Below are 14,789 nucleotides of genomic sequence, written 5' to 3'. Positions count from 1 at the left end.
AATTTTATTTTCATTATAGAGCTTTTAAATTTTAATATATAGTTTTTCATGTCCGTGTTATATATGTCTGATAACGTATAGATTGTTCTTTTATTGGAGATTTGTATTAGAATCGAATAATTGCAATAACCATTAATGAAAATGTTAATAAAATCACTATAAGCTATATTGTAATGACTTTATGTTACTGCGTGTAGGAACAAAATATTACACCAACTTATATAAAATAATATTAATCACTAGGCAGGAACTAAGCATATTTAAACACGATTGGTACAAACAGTAGACTTAAGTATGAATATCATTATTCAAATAAAGTAAAAGTGCTTAAATTAAAATTCATGGCTATAGTCTACTAATACACTACATCAAAAGATTAAATATACATGTTCTATCACACTCTGTTTGAAATGATTAATAATTTCAAATGACAAATATAAAAGCCTGGAACATCAAATGTTCCAGGCTTTTATGGTGTATTAATGATTAATCACTGCGTTAAAATAAACGCTTATCTCGTATCGATTATGATTCATATTAAAACTTTAAACTGAATTAGGATAATAAATGTTGTCGCCTTTTCATACATATACTGACATTTATATAACGTTTTTTACTTAAGATTGATAACAAGCTTACCAATCATAGAATGAGACTCTAAAATTTGATGCGCTTCATAAAGGCTATCTACATTTAATCCGTTGATAACTTTCGTGGTAGTTGGTTGATAATATCCCTGTCCAACCTTTTCTGCTATATCCTTAAGATATTCATGGTGTTTGATTACATCATCTGTATGGTGTAATGGTCTTGAAAACATAAATTCATGCGTAAATGTTACACTTTTAGATTTCAATAAATTTAAATCTTGTTGCGAATTAAATGCGACAATTGTCGCAATATGTCCTCTAGGTTTAACTAAGTTAACCATCATTTCATAATACTTATCTGTATCAAATGTACAAAAGATATAGTCAACACCCTCAATATGATTATCTTTAAATTGTTGACGTAAATCTTTCCTATGATTCAGTACAATATCAGCACCCATATTAATAGACCACTTTATAGTATCCTCTCTCGAAGCAGTTGTAATAACCTTCAACCCATAAAATTTCGCTATCTGTGTTGCAATACTACCTACACCACCTGCTCCATTAATTATTAACAAAGATTTACCTTTATTTTCAGAAGGATTTTTTGAAATCCCAAAAACATCGAAAAGCGTTTCATAAGCTGTTAGCCCAGTTAAAGGTAGGCTAGCTGCTTGTTCACTTTTCAAATTTTTAGGTGCTTTAGCTACTAAATACTCCTCTATTAATTGGTATTCTTCATTCGAACCATTTTGGTTAGGGGAACCTGAATAAAAAACGACGTCCCCTTCTTGAAACATTGACACTTGATCTCCAATCTTTTCAATCACACCAACAGCATCAAAGCCAAGTACACGTGGCGCTTTGTCAACTGGCATCGTACGCTGTTTTGTATCAACAGGATTCACACTAATACTTTGAACCTTGACTAATAATTCATGGCCGGATGGATGAGGTGTATCAAAGTTAAATTCCTCAAAACAATTTCCTTCATCTAATTGGAATGGAGATTTAAATCCTATCGCTTTCATAGTGCCACCTCTTTAAAATTATTTAATTTTATTATATCACTTCAATTTACTACTTATAGTGTAAACGTTTTATCGTCAAATAAATTAATGCTTTGTTTTTATTCACTTGCCACTTTAATAACTTGTTTACCAAAATTATCACCAGTTAGCAGATTTCTAAAGGCTTGCGGTACTTTATCAAAACCATCTTCTACTGAAACTTGTGTTTTAATTTTATTCTCTTGAACCCATTCAGCTAATTGCTTGCTCGCTTCTTTAAAATTATCAGCGAATTCCGCTACTAAGAAACCTCTCATCATTGCTTGATTTTTAATCAATGTTTGCTGAATGCGTGGCCCAATGTCTTTTTCTGGATGATTATAGGATGAAATCGCACCACAAACAGGAATTCTTGCATGTGTATTGAGATGTTTGAAGACTTCATCGCCAATATATCCACCTACATTTTCAAAGTAGACATCTATACCGTTAGGCACCGCTTCTTTTAAGGCTTCAGGGAAGTTATCTTTTTTGTAATCGATACCAGCATCAAAATGAAGTTCTTTTTTTAGATAGTTCACTTTTTCATCTCCACCTGCTATACCAACGACTCTGCAACCTTTAAGTTTCGCAATTTGGCCCACAACTGAGCCAACTGCACCTGAAGCTGCTGAAATAACTACTGTTTCACCTTCTTTAGGTTGTCCGATATCAAGTAGTCCATGATAAGCTGTCTGACCTGGCATCCCCAACACACTAAGATAAAGATGTAATGGTACGTCAGAAGAAGGTACTTTGTTAACATACTCACTATTTACTGTATTGATTTTTTTCCAAGGAAGCATGCCCACTACTATATCACCTTCATCAAAATTACTATCCTTGGATTTTAAAACTTTAGATACTGTATGTCCATTAAAAGGTTCCCCTTGTTTGAAAGGATCTACATAAGAATCAGCATTTGTCATACGTCCCCTCATATATGGATCAACCGATATATATAATGTTTTCAATTGCAATTCGTTTTCTGAAGGTTCAATAACATCTATATCTTCATATTTAAATGTATCGTCTTGTGGCATTCCGTCTGGTACTTTATTAAATATTATTTGTTCATTATTCATATCATCATCATCCTTATAATAATTGTTTATGCTTTTATGTTTCCCTAAACAATTCGATCGCAATCATTACATATCATTTGTATAATATATAATAGTATTTATAGTATCGTGAATATAAATGAATAGGAGATGTGTGTTCATGAGATTAAGTTTACTTGATTATGTCCCGTTGTTCGAAGGGCGTAGCCCAAATGACGCCCTAAAGCATAGTATTGAATTAGCCCAACACGCTGAGAAACTTGGGTACTTACGATACTGGGTTGCAGAACATCATCAAGTATATTCTGTTGTTTCGAGCGCACCCGAAATAATAATGATGTCAATTTTAGAACACACACAACACATCAGAGTTGGTAGTGGAGGTGTGATGTTACCACATTATAGTCCTTATAAAGTAGCTGAACAATTTAAAATTATGGAAGCAAGACACCCCCAACGTATCGATATGGCTATCGGGCGTTCGCCAAGCTTTAAAAATGTTAATGAAGCATTAAATGAAAACAAAAATAAAAAATTACCATTCAATACTCAGATTACTGATTTGCTTAAATACTTCAATAACGATACATCTCAAGACCATCGTTTCAAATCATTATTAGCCACACCTATGGTTACTTCATTTCCTCAGCTATATATTTTAGGTATGAGTAATAGAAGCGCAAAATTAGCCGCTCAGCGGGGACTACCTTTTGTTATTGCACGAATGGGACAATCTGAGACTGACCTTCATGAAGCTATAAGCACTTATCGAAAATATTTCAAAGCTTATCATGGTGAAATTAATAATGCAAAACCATATGTTATTTTAGCAACTTTTGTAGTAACAGCTCCTAATTTGTCTAGAGTTAAACAATTGCTACATGCGCTTCAACTTTGGTTGATGCGTATTAACTATTTAAATCAACCTAAGAGCTATCCATCGATTGAAACAGCGCAGAGCAAGCATTATAGTCAACGAGAATTAGAAAAGCTTGAAAAGATGAAATCAAAAATCATATACGGAATGCCAAATGATGTTGCGGAACAACTTACCTTACTTCATCAACAATTTAAAGTGGATGAAATCCTCATCTTACCTCATGTATTTGGTGAAGACGCTAGAATGGAATTAATTGAGTTAATTGCGAATGAATTGATTCCATCTTGTTCACGCGATGAATTTTAGACTATTACTAAAAGACGCACGATTGATTCACTTGAAAGTCAAGTTATCATTCAATCGTGCGTTTTGTTTACTACTTTTAAGTTCCCCATAAGAATTGTATGATTTTATTTGCAACATCTTTATTCTCATGTAATTGACTATGTTGTGCCTTTGCACCTTTAAATTTCATTTCTTGATAAGACTTAGCGCTACCTCTTAGTAAATATTGAAGCGATTGAGAAGAGCTATTTGACACACGTCCATCTGAATGTGAGCCATCTTGTAAATCTCCGTAGATATTTAAAACTTTTATTTCCTTACCACTATAAATCTTATGCAATGATAACAATTGTCGATATGCGGGATTCATTCTACTTGGTTTTCCCTGTTTATCTACGATAATTTCATTCACTTCCTCATTCATATTCAAAACCCCGTTATAAACTCCCGCTATATTAACTTCTTTTTTTAGTTGTGGCAAATGCAGATCGTCTCCATAATTTTTCATGTAAAAAGCAAATGACATGTTCCCCATTGAATGTCCTACAAAATTAAATTGTTGAATTCCAAATTGACTTTTTAGTTGTGATAGAACTTCTTTAATCCAAAAAGCATTTTCTTTAAAATTTCCATTTTTATTATCTTTAAATTCTACTTTGACAATAGGGTTAGCTGCATCTTTACTTAATTTTTTATCAAAATATACTTTTCCTTCACGACTTACTCTAGCGGTTATCACTTCATTGGTTACATTTTTATTTAATGCTTGTTTGACCATAAACGTTTCTGAACGTTCGCTACCACCATAACCATGTAAAAAAAGTGTTGCCGTTGTTTTTAATTTATTATTAGAATATTGAGTCGAAATGTATGATTGAGATTGAGTTTTGTTATAAATAATAAATAAAACTAATACTGTCGTAGATAAGATTGTAAATAATAGAATTGTGAATTTTGACTTCATCATTAGCCCTCTTCATGTTTATTTATTAATTATACTATTACTAGTAAAAATTTATTTGATTTATGGGATTACTTTAAAATAATCTTAGTTCGATAAGGTATATCACAATGAGACATAACTCTATTTTAAACTACTTTACTTGAAAAAGAATATACGTAAAAAAACGATTATTTCCAAATCATTTTCATTGGAAATAATCGTTTTTATTTTAAATACTTTAATAAGTGCTCTTAGTCAACTGTCTTTTTTCTAGTTAATATTTAGCTTTTATTTAATTTCTTTACTCTCTGCAAGTTCTTTGTACCAATATGCACTTTTTTTAGGGAATCTTTCTTGTGTTTCAAAATCAACATAGAATAAACCGTATCTTTTTTCATAACCATTTGACCATGAAAATACATCCATTAGAGACCATAAGAAGTATCCTTTAACATTGGCACCGTCTGCAATCGCATCTGCTATCACATTTAGATGCTGTTTAATATAGTCAATTCGTGCATCGTCATGTACTGTTTTTTCTTTTTCATCGAATACATCTTTATATCCTAATCCATTTTCAGTAATATAAATCTTATGATAATTTGGATAATCTTTTACTACACGCATAATTTGGTCATATAAACCTTGTGGATAAATCATCCAATCCCAATCGGTTCTAGGAACATCAACATCAAATTCACGTTGTCCTACACCTTTAAGTTGATACTTAGAGCCACCTTTATCACCAGTAGCATTATGTGTTATTTCAGATTCACCTTCATAACCACGCATCCAGTCACTCATATAATAATTAATACCTAAGAAATCGTTTAAATCCTTAGCTTCATCTAAAATTTTGTAGTCTTCATCAGAAATCTCTAATTGGCCACCATTCACAGATAGGATGTGTTGTACTCCTTCCATCGTTTCACGTGAGTACTTACCAAGGTATGTTGCATCTAAAATAAATTTATTATGAATAATATCTTCAAGTTCGGCTGCTCTCACATCTTCAGGATTAGATGGATCATATGGATATTTTGTAGGTAATGCATGGACAACACCTATTTCTCCCTTATAATTTTTATCTTTAAAAAGTTTAACAGCACGTGCGTGTGCAACCATCATATTATGATGAGATTGGAATACTTTTTCAAAGTCATATTTGATACCTGGAGGGAATTTACCAACTAAATATTGACCATCACCAATTGGCCCAATTTCATTGAATGTTGTCCAATACTTAACTTCTGGAAATTCTTTGAAACAAAATTCAGCATAATCTACAAAATAATCTATAGTTTTACGATTTAAGAAATCTCCATCTTTGTGAAGTATTTCTGGTGTGTCAAAGTGATGTAATGTTACAAAAGGCTCGACATGACGCTTATGACATTCTTTGAAAAGGTTATGATAATACTCGACACCTTTTTGATTCACTTCACCGTAACCTTTAGGAAAAATACGAGACCAAGCAATTGAGATACGTATACCATTTACACCAAAGCGTTCACTTAATTCCAAGTCAACAGGATATCTGTTATAAAAATCACTTGCTGGTTCAGCTGTGTACCAATAATTCTCCTCTAAATACGTGTCCCAAGCGACACGCCCTTTACCATCAGTCTGAGTAGCTCCTTCTGCTTGATATGCAGCGGTTGCTCCACCAAAAATAAAGTCATCAGGTAATTTCTTAGTCATATATAAAACTCCTTTTTAATTGTTAAATTGTTGTTTTACAAATTCTAAAGCCGCCTCACCGTCTCTTGTTAACTTGATATATTGAGCGCCTTCAGTTTTGGCTAATTTAATTCCTAAGCGATCAGTATCTTGTTTAATATCTTCATAATTAGAAGCAACTTGTGGTGCTAAGATAATTAATTGATAATCTTTCATAATATCCATATGTGCACCATAACCACCTGCTGCTGCTTTTACTGGTACTTCATACTCTTCAGCAGCTTTATTTAAAGCATTAGCTAGTAAACCACTTGTACCTCCACCTGCACATAAAACTAAAACATTTGTTTGTTCACTAATAGTATCTGTAGAGGATGTAGAAGTTGTTTCATCAACTGAAGATGTATCATCAGTATCCGCTTCACTTGCCCCTGCAGTTGCTAAAATAGCATCAGCTTTTTTCGTATCAAAGTTTGCTGATACTTTTTCTTTTAATTCATTATTTGCTTCTTTATTTCCTAATTCTTCTTCAAGCACTTGTTCATCGTATACTTTTAAGAATGGATAGTAAATGATCACATCAACAACAATAAGTAATATTGCTAACACAAATGACCAAAATGCAAATCCAGTCCCCATAATAATACCGAGTGGACCAGGAGTAGTCCAAGGTAAAAAGATACTAAAACTATTCATGTTTAAGACATCAACAAAAAATTTAAAAATCCATATGTTTACTATAGGTGCAAAAATAAAGGGTATAAAGAATACCGGATTTAGCACGAGTGGTGCACCAAAAAGTATGGGTTCATTGACACCAAAGAATGTAGGTACGACTGATGCTCTACCTATCGCTTTATTTCTTTTTGATTTTGTTAACCACATAAACATAAATGGAACAACTAATGTTGCACCGGTTCCTCCCATAGTTGCTACGAACATCTGTGTACCCGGTGTAATCACTTTATCAGCATGTTCTCCAGCTTGTATTAAGTGTAAATTTGTTTCAAGGTTCGCATAAGTAATTGCTGCAATCGCTGGTTCAACAATAGAAGGTCCATGAATACCTACAAACCAGAAGAACGCAAACGCACCGAATATGAGTGTAACCCCAATCCAACCATCTGCTGCAGTAAATAGTGGCTCAAATACTTTTAGTACTGCATTTGCTACATTCGTGTGAACTATTGCTCTAGAAAGTAAATCTAAAGCATACAAAATTAAAATAACTGCTGATAAAGGGAAAATATCTTTAAATACTTGAGATATATTTGGTGGGACTTCTTTAGGCATTTTAATGGTAATATTTCTTTTGACAAAGAAATTATAAACAATCACGGTAATAAACGCGGAAATAAAGGCTGTCAATAAACCTTTTGTACCCATAAATGCACTAGAAAATCCACCATCTTTAACAGGATCAGCAGCTAAGAATAAAAATCCACAAATAGCTGCCATCATTGTCGAAATAAAGTTGATTTGATTCGTTTTATCTAGTTTTCGATTGTAAGAATCAGTTAAGGATTTAGCTGTGGTTCCTGCTACAAGCAAACCAACTATTCCCATTGTATAGTTATAGGGTTTCATCAATATACCTTCCATTGTTTTACTCCAAGTAAAACCAAACACATTTGGTACATAGGTAATTAAAATAAATATACTTGAGAATAAGATAATTGGAATAGCAGCAATAAATCCATCACGAATCGCTCTTAAATAGATATTTCGTGATATTTTTTCAAAGAAAGGCTTTCCTTTTTCTATCCATGCTATTAATTTATTCATAGGGGTCAGCTCCCTTTTTTGTATAATTCAATTAAATGCTTCATTAAGTCCTTTAAAAGTAATGTTGTCATTAAATGGTCTTGACCATGTATCATAGTGATACTATATGCGATATCCTCGCCTTTAGCCTCTTGAGCTAGAAGATTAGTTTGTGCTTTATGTGCATTAGCAATACATTCATTCGCTTCCTCTACAAGTTGTTCTGCTTTATCAAATTCACTATCTTTAGCAGCATTTAAAGCTTCTAATAATTTTGAATGTGCATCCCCAGCATAGGCAACAATTTCAAATCCGAGTAATTGTACCTCATCTCTATTCATTTGAATATCCTCCCTTACATTATTTGTTTTTCCATGATGTAGCTGTTGTTTTCAATACTGTATTCAAATCATCAATATTTTTAAATCCTACCGTACGCAACCATTCTCTAGCAGCTTGCTCTCCTTCTTCAATGTATACCTTAACTGCTCCTGACCATGTGGCACGTCCACATAAAACACCATTGAATTGCGCACCAGAATCATGCGCAAATTTTAATGTATCTTGGAACAATTCCGCTGATACACCTGCACTTAAATAAATATATGGTAAGTGAGTAGCTTCATCTTGATCACGGAAATGTTGTGCAGCTTCTTCTTTAGTATAGACAACTTCTCCTTCTGAAAATCCTTCCACAAAATTCATATTCACAGGTACTTCTACTTTAAGTACATCCACATTAAAACGATCTTCAGAGAATAACTTCATTGCTTCATTAACTTTATGTGGCTTGACTTTAGCGAATTCTGCACTTTTATTGTCAGGAATATTGTCGTCATATGTTAAAACTTCCAAGAAGAAAGGAATATCTTCGGCAACACATTCTGAACCAATTCTTTCAATATATGCTTTCTTTTGTATATTAATTTCTTCTGTGTCATCTACATCATAATAAAGTAAAAATTTAACTGCATTGGCCCCTTGCTCTTTCAAACGTTTCGCAGACCATTCTACCAAGCAATCTGGCAAGCGACCTTTCGCATTCACATCATATCCAGTTTTTTCGTATGCAAGTAATAGTCCGCAGTCATTATTTCGAGCATCCGATGCTGGTAAACCATATTCTGGATCCAATAAAATTGAAGACGCATATTGAGTTAATTCTTCGGAAACAAGTACTTTTAATTGTTCTATTTGCTCTACTGTTGGTGTTTCAGATTGATGTTCTGCCATCATTCTTTTTAATGCACCACGTTGATCAAATGCTAAAGCTGAAATAATACCTTCTTGATTACTTAATTTCTCAATTGATGACACTTTTTGTTGTGATTTTGTCATAAATTACACCTCTATAACTTCTATTTGTTTGAATATTTCGTCAAATTTATCTGTATTAATATGACCTGTTTGTTGTTCCATTGCATTTAGCATTCCGAATGCATTTGCTTTTTTTAATAACTCTTCATCGGTTTGTTGATGAATGAGTGCAGAAGCAATACCTGCTACGGTGGAATCTCCTGATCCAACAGGATTAACTACTTTAATGTTGGGGATATTCACCTTGTAAAATTTATGATTATGTTTTGCAAAAGCACCTTCACTGCCCAATGAAACAATAATCCATTCAATATCATTAAATATTGGCTGACTTACTGCCGTTTTCAATTCTTTAATATCACTTGTTACTTTGTATTTTAAAAGATGTGATAATTCATCTATATTAGGTTTAATTACTGTAGGTTTCACATTACTAATAAGAACTTCCTCAAGTGATTGACCAGAGCTATCTAAAATGGTCAAAATTCCTTGTTCTTTTGCTAATCTCACAATATCCGTATAATAATCAGTATTAAGTCCTTTGGGCAGACTACCAGACATAACAGCCACATCAGTTTCTTTGAAAAGTTTTAATAGATGTGACTTGAATTCCTCTGATTCCTTAAGTTCAATCGTGGGACCCTTTTCAAGGATCTCAGTTTGTTGTCCCTCATGTAGTATCGCAATACAATTTCGTGTTTCGCCTTTGATTTTGAAAAATGCTTGTTTAATACGAGTAGTTTCTATTTGTTCTTCAATATATTGACCTAATGCTCCACCTAAAAAACCACTTGCTATTACGTCTTCACCAAATTCAGACAATACTCTAGTAACATTTAATCCTTTACCGCCTGCTGTTTTGCTTGTTTGAGATACCCTATTAACAGTATCTAAATTAAACTGATCTAAAGGATAAGATATATCAACTGAGGGATTTAAAGTTAATGTTAAAATCATTGGACATCATCCTTAATCGTGATATTCACCTTTTTTCCATTTTTCTAAGAACTCATCGAAGAAATGTGGATCAGTTTGGTCATTGTTATGTGCTTCTAAATGATTGATTTTAGCAATTAATTTTTTATTTTCCTCAGTAGGTTTGTACTCTGCCTCAATGAATGCATCAACGATGTCGAAAATAAATAATTCACCTGCTACCTTACCGCCAAAACTTACAACATTTGCATTTAACTCTTCTTTAGAATAAAGCGCTGATGTCATATCTCTAACTAAAGCAGTTCTAACACCAGGTACTTTGTTTGCAGCGTTACTAATTCCTACACCAGTGCCACAAATACATACACCTAAATCTGCTTCACCACTCGCAACTTTTTCTCCTACCTTTTTTCCATAAATCGGATAATGTGTACGTGTAAAATCATAAGTTCCAACATCTATCACTTCGTGTCCCTGTGATTTTAAGTGTTGTGAAACTTCCATTTTTGTATCAGTAACAATATGATCGCAACCTATTGCAATTTTCATTTTTATTCCTCCTATTAACACATTTTATTTAACATATCTACGCGGATTTGATGACGTCCACCATCGTAATGACCATTGACAAATTCTTTTGCGACATTTTTAGCAAGCGTATCTCCAACAATTTCGGCTCCCATAGTAATCATGCGTGCATTATTATGACTACGTGTCATGTAAGCTGAACGCTCATCTGAAACCTCAGCCGCAATCATTCCCTTAATTTTAGTTGCAACAATAAAACTACCTGCACCATAGGCATCTATAGCAATACCTAGATTGTCGTCGGACTTTTGAACTTCTTTAGCTACAGAGACTGTAGAATCAACAAAGTCTAAATCTTTTCCTTCTGTGACATCTAAAACATCATAATCGTTGTCTTCCAAATAAGCTTTAATTAATTCTTTTAAGCGTTTGCCATCTACATCTGAACCAATAATAATCGTCATAATAAGTCTCCTTTTTTGAATTAAGGTGTTTAAATACATGTATTTTTGAAAAAGCGCTTTCAAATCTTTACACCTAAATTATAAACATATTCAAACAATTAATCAACACATATTAAACAATTGTCACGTAATTTTGTTTGATACATGTTGATTTAAAAAGAAATTGTTGTTTTTCTCCATGTAAAATGTTTATTTAAACAAAAAAACAGCAATAAATTTTAAAAATTTATTGCTGTTTTTACTTAAACTAGATATTTAATTTTACAATTCTTATCACTTGATTCTATTACTTTATAATAATGTTTAATTGACATAATCATTATGATCACTTTAAAGGCAATATGTTAACGACATTAACTAATAACCTCAACATATGATTCTATTTTTTCTTTCTTTTCCATGTCATTATTATCTGTTAAAACTGCATTGAGTTCACGAAGCTCACAAAATGATGAAAAATCATCCTTACCAATTTTTGAAGAGTCAATCAATAAATATTTTTCCAACGAATGGCTAAGTGCAATTTGTTGCGTATAAGCCTCTTCTATTGAGGATGTCATAGCTAGACCATCTTTAACACCATTACTACTAAAAAACATTTTACTAAATCTTAGTTGACTTAATAATTGATTTGTCATCTCACCTACAAATGCTTCAGTTAAATCACGCATTTCTCCACCTAATAAATAGACTCTGAAATGTAACGTTTGTTTTTTCATTAATATATTAAATACTGGTAAACAATTAGTAATAATCGTTAATGAATAATGATTTATTTCTTCAGCTAATTTTTGAACCGTAGTACCAGGACCTAAGAAAATAGTATCTCCATCTTCAATTAAATCTACTGCATTCTTTGCTATAAATCGTTTTTCTTCAATAAAACGTGTATGTTTTTCTTGATGCGACATTTCTTTATATTGGAAAGCTGAATTACTACGAGCGCCACCATGTATTTTAGTGAGAACACCTTTTTCTTCGAGCTCAGCAAGATCACGGCGCACAGTCATATCTGAAACATTTAGATCTTCGACAATTTCGTTTGTTCTTACAGAACCTCTTTTATTTACTAATTTTGTGATTTCATCTAATCTATCATATTTGTTCATTTATTTATTCACTTCCTATAATTACTATATATCATAATATTGAAACAGTTTCATTATTTTAGAAGTTTATCATTTACTATGATACAAATTTAAAATCGATATTGTATATTTTAAATATCAAATTTGATTTTTTATATAATTATTTTGATTTTTCAAAAATACTACCGATTTTCATTAAAAAGTTAGAAATACCTTCTATCATTACTTTAAATCATAACATGAATTCTTTAATATTAAATTATATTGTAGTTGATAATAAATGAGTACTTACATAATATCTATGATAATGAGGTGAAAACAAATGAAAAAAACAGATATTCAACAGTTAAAAGATATCGTAAACAACTCTAATCAAATTGTTTTCTTTACAGGAGCTGGTGTTTCAGTTGCAAGCGGAATTCCAGATTTTCGCTCAATGGGTGGCTTGTATGATGAAATATCAAAGGATGGACAGTCTCCAGAGTATTTGCTTAGCATTGATCATTTACATGATAATAAAGAAAGTTTTATAAACTTTTATCATGAAAGACTTTTAATTGCTGATAAAAAACCTAATATTGTTCATCAATGGATAGCACAACTAGAAAATCAACAAAAATCACTTGGCGTCATCACTCAAAATATAGATGGTTTACATGAAGATGCAGGAAGTCACAATATTGATGAGCTACACGGCACACTTAATCGCTTTTATTGTATTAACTGTTATGAGGAGTACTCAAAATCATATGTCATGACACATCATCTCAAATATTGTGAAAAATGTGGTAATGTCATCAGACCTGATATTGTTTTATACGGCGAGATGTTAAATCAAAAAACAGTCTTCAAGGCATTAGATAAAATTCAACATGCAGATACACTCATCGTATTAGGTTCATCACTTGTTGTACAGCCTGCTGCTGGTTTTGTATCAGAATTTAAAGGTGACAACCTAGTTATCATCAATAGAGATGCAACTCCATATGATCATACAGCTAGCCTAGTTATACACGATGACATGACTAGTGTTATAGAAGAAATTGTAAATAGTAATAGTTAAGTAATATAGAAGTCAAATTAAGTTCAAAATCCACTACTCATGCTCCAAAATCAAACACGTCAAGTAGGTAGAATTTCTTGATGACACTTCCTTAATTTTAGGGCATAGCATAGTATTGAAAAAGCTTAAATAAAGTGCTTTTTAATTGAATAATCTAAATCCTACGCAACAATAAAGACTGGGACAATTAAATGTCCCAGTCTTTAATTATAAAAAAACACTTCCCAATAAATGGGAAGTGTAAATGTTGTTCGCCAAAAATTAACGTTTTGAGAATTGTGGAGAACGACGTGCTTTTTTAAGACCTGGTTTTTTACGTTCTTTCATACGTGGGTCACGAGTAAGTAATCCAGCGCGTTTTAAAGAACCTCTATATTCAGGATCTGCTTCTAATAAAGCACGTGCAATTCCATGTCGGATTGCTTGAGCTTGTCCAGTAAATCCACCACCATGTACGTTAACTAAAACATCATAGTTACCTTTAGTTTCAGTAACATCAAATGGTTGATTTAAGTCTAAAATTAATGATTCGAATGGTAAGTAGTCACGTACATCACGTTCGTTAACAGTAATGTTACCTTCGCCAGGTACTAAACGTACACGTGCTACTGAGTTTTTACGACGGCCTGTGCCTTTGTATTCAACTTGTGCCAATGTAATTTCCTCCTTCTAATTAACCACGTAACTCGTAGTTTTCTGGTTGTTGTGCAGCGTGTGGATGTTCAGCGCCACCATATACAAATAATTTTTTACCTTGTTTTTCACCTAAGCGTGTACTTGGTAACATACCTTTAATTGAAGTTTCTAATAAACGTTCAGGATTTGTTCTTTTTAATTCACCAGCAGAGATTGATTTTAAACCACCTGGGTGATTTGAATGACGGTGGTACATTTTGTCTTGTTCTTTGTTACCAGTAAATTCAATTTTAGATGCATTAATGATAATTACATAATCACCAGTATCAACGTGTGGTGTATAAGTTACTTTATTTTTACCGCGTAATATAGCAGCTACTTCTGAAGATAAACGACCTAATGTTTGGCCTTCAGCATCAATAACATACCATTTGCGCTCAATGTTTGATTCATTTGCCATAAATGTTTGACGCATAATAATTGTCCTCCTAAAAATAAA

At 32.5% G+C, this 14,789-nt stretch carries 15 protein-coding genes; 2 read left to right on the top strand and 13 right to left on the bottom strand.

Annotated elements, in window-relative coordinates; genetic code table 11:
• Positions 1-613 precede the first annotated feature (613 nt).
• Both HMPREF2897_RS04105 and HMPREF2897_RS04100 read right to left on the bottom strand, forming a co-directional pair.
• Positions 614-1,624: a zinc-binding alcohol dehydrogenase family protein gene (locus HMPREF2897_RS04105; RefSeq protein WP_070592716.1), complete on the bottom strand. Its 1,011-nt coding sequence runs from the start codon at positions 1,622-1,624 to the stop codon at positions 614-616.
• 98 nt (positions 1,625-1,722) lie between these two features.
• Positions 1,723-2,727, bottom strand: coding sequence for an NADP-dependent oxidoreductase (locus tag HMPREF2897_RS04100; protein WP_046044427.1), 1,005 nt, complete (start codon positions 2,725-2,727; stop codon positions 1,723-1,725).
• A 139-nt stretch (positions 2,728-2,866) separates the two neighbouring features.
• Between HMPREF2897_RS04100 and HMPREF2897_RS04095 the strand changes: the two genes are divergently transcribed.
• Complete coding sequence (locus HMPREF2897_RS04095; RefSeq protein WP_002486634.1) at positions 2,867-3,892, top strand: LLM class flavin-dependent oxidoreductase; 1,026 nt, start codon at positions 2,867-2,869, stop codon at positions 3,890-3,892.
• Between the two features lie 76 nt (positions 3,893-3,968).
• On the opposite strand, the gene HMPREF2897_RS04090 is transcribed toward HMPREF2897_RS04095, so the two are convergent.
• From HMPREF2897_RS04090 to HMPREF2897_RS04050, 9 genes are all read right to left on the bottom strand, one after another.
• The gene (locus HMPREF2897_RS04090; RefSeq protein ID WP_002502152.1) at positions 3,969-4,835 is read right to left on the bottom strand and encodes an alpha/beta hydrolase; all 867 of its coding nucleotides are present in this window, start codon (positions 4,833-4,835) and stop codon (positions 3,969-3,971) included.
• Between the two features lie 267 nt (positions 4,836-5,102).
• A complete protein-coding gene (lacG, locus tag HMPREF2897_RS04085; RefSeq protein WP_002486641.1) occupies positions 5,103-6,515 on the bottom strand; it encodes a 6-phospho-beta-galactosidase in 1,413 nt (470 codons plus the stop codon).
• Between the two features lie 15 nt (positions 6,516-6,530).
• On the bottom strand, positions 6,531-8,279 hold the full coding sequence (locus HMPREF2897_RS04080; protein WP_002474906.1) for a lactose-specific PTS transporter subunit EIIC: 1,749 nt from the start codon (positions 8,277-8,279) through the stop codon (positions 6,531-6,533).
• A 5-nt stretch (positions 8,280-8,284) separates the two neighbouring features.
• Positions 8,285-8,599 (bottom strand): PTS lactose/cellobiose transporter subunit IIA, encoded by a 315-nt coding sequence (locus HMPREF2897_RS04075; RefSeq protein ID WP_070592715.1) that lies wholly within the window; start codon positions 8,597-8,599, stop codon positions 8,285-8,287.
• A 19-nt stretch (positions 8,600-8,618) separates the two neighbouring features.
• Positions 8,619-9,596 (bottom strand): tagatose-bisphosphate aldolase, encoded by a 978-nt coding sequence (gene lacD / locus HMPREF2897_RS04070; protein ID WP_002447345.1) that lies wholly within the window; start codon positions 9,594-9,596, stop codon positions 8,619-8,621.
• 3 nt (positions 9,597-9,599) lie between these two features.
• Positions 9,600-10,532, bottom strand: coding sequence for a tagatose-6-phosphate kinase (locus HMPREF2897_RS04065; protein WP_070592714.1), 933 nt, complete (start codon positions 10,530-10,532; stop codon positions 9,600-9,602).
• 12 nt (positions 10,533-10,544) lie between these two features.
• The gene (gene lacB / locus HMPREF2897_RS04060) at positions 10,545-11,060 is read right to left on the bottom strand and encodes a galactose-6-phosphate isomerase subunit LacB (RefSeq protein ID WP_002487100.1); all 516 of its coding nucleotides are present in this window, start codon (positions 11,058-11,060) and stop codon (positions 10,545-10,547) included.
• A 14-nt stretch (positions 11,061-11,074) separates the two neighbouring features.
• A complete protein-coding gene (gene lacA, locus HMPREF2897_RS04055) occupies positions 11,075-11,503 on the bottom strand; it encodes a galactose-6-phosphate isomerase subunit LacA (protein WP_002447342.1) in 429 nt (142 codons plus the stop codon).
• A 353-nt stretch (positions 11,504-11,856) separates the two neighbouring features.
• On the bottom strand, positions 11,857-12,612 hold the full coding sequence (locus HMPREF2897_RS04050) for a DeoR/GlpR family DNA-binding transcription regulator (protein ID WP_002457937.1): 756 nt from the start codon (positions 12,610-12,612) through the stop codon (positions 11,857-11,859).
• A gap of 301 nt (positions 12,613-12,913) precedes the next feature.
• Here HMPREF2897_RS04050 and HMPREF2897_RS04045 point away from each other — a divergent pair, with 301 nt between their 5' ends.
• Positions 12,914-13,654: an NAD-dependent protein deacylase gene (locus HMPREF2897_RS04045; RefSeq protein ID WP_002457938.1), complete on the top strand. Its 741-nt coding sequence runs from the start codon at positions 12,914-12,916 to the stop codon at positions 13,652-13,654.
• 261 nt (positions 13,655-13,915) lie between these two features.
• Here HMPREF2897_RS04045 and rpsI read toward each other — a convergent pair whose 3' ends face one another.
• Both rpsI and rplM read right to left on the bottom strand, forming a co-directional pair.
• On the bottom strand, positions 13,916-14,308 hold the full coding sequence (gene rpsI, locus HMPREF2897_RS04040) for a 30S ribosomal protein S9 (protein WP_001829714.1): 393 nt from the start codon (positions 14,306-14,308) through the stop codon (positions 13,916-13,918).
• 19 nt (positions 14,309-14,327) lie between these two features.
• Positions 14,328-14,765, bottom strand: a complete 438-nt coding sequence (rplM, locus tag HMPREF2897_RS04035; protein ID WP_001829751.1) for a 50S ribosomal protein L13 — start codon at positions 14,763-14,765, stop codon at positions 14,328-14,330.
• Positions 14,766-14,789 lie beyond the last annotated feature (24 nt).

The sequence above is a fragment of the Staphylococcus sp. HMSC065D05 genome (assembly GCF_001813195.1).
In the GTDB taxonomy this organism is placed as follows: Bacteria; Bacillota; Bacilli; order Staphylococcales; family Staphylococcaceae; genus Staphylococcus; species Staphylococcus epidermidis.
This window is presented reverse-complemented; position numbering and strand designations above follow the sequence as displayed.

Coding starts and splice junctions, on each gene's coding strand:
- lacG (WP_002486641.1), bottom strand. CDS start 6,515: ATGACTAAGAAATTACCTGATGACTTTATTTTTGGTGGAGCAACCGCT.
- lacD (WP_002447345.1), bottom strand. CDS start 9,596: ATGACAAAATCACAACAAAAAGTGTCATCAATTGAGAAATTAAGTAAT.
- HMPREF2897_RS04100 (WP_046044427.1), bottom strand. CDS start 2,727: ATGAATAATGAACAAATAATATTTAATAAAGTACCAGACGGAATGCCA.
- HMPREF2897_RS04075 (WP_070592715.1), bottom strand. CDS start 8,599: ATGAATAGAGATGAGGTACAATTACTCGGATTTGAAATTGTTGCCTAT.
- HMPREF2897_RS04065 (WP_070592714.1), bottom strand. CDS start 10,532: ATGATTTTAACATTAACTTTAAATCCCTCAGTTGATATATCTTATCCT.
- lacA (WP_002447342.1), bottom strand. CDS start 11,503: ATGACGATTATTATTGGTTCAGATGTAGATGGCAAACGCTTAAAAGAA.
- HMPREF2897_RS04105 (WP_070592716.1), bottom strand. CDS start 1,624: ATGAAAGCGATAGGATTTAAATCTCCATTCCAATTAGATGAAGGAAAT.
- rplM (WP_001829751.1), bottom strand. CDS start 14,765: ATGCGTCAAACATTTATGGCAAATGAATCAAACATTGAGCGCAAATGG.
- HMPREF2897_RS04080 (WP_002474906.1), bottom strand. CDS start 8,279: ATGAATAAATTAATAGCATGGATAGAAAAAGGAAAGCCTTTCTTTGAA.
- lacB (WP_002487100.1), bottom strand. CDS start 11,060: ATGAAAATTGCAATAGGTTGCGATCATATTGTTACTGATACAAAAATG.
- HMPREF2897_RS04090 (WP_002502152.1), bottom strand. CDS start 4,835: ATGAAGTCAAAATTCACAATTCTATTATTTACAATCTTATCTACGACA.
- HMPREF2897_RS04050 (WP_002457937.1), bottom strand. CDS start 12,612: ATGAACAAATATGATAGATTAGATGAAATCACAAAATTAGTAAATAAA.
- HMPREF2897_RS04095 (WP_002486634.1), top strand. CDS start 2,867: ATGAGATTAAGTTTACTTGATTATGTCCCGTTGTTCGAAGGGCGTAGC.
- HMPREF2897_RS04045 (WP_002457938.1), top strand. CDS start 12,914: ATGAAAAAAACAGATATTCAACAGTTAAAAGATATCGTAAACAACTCT.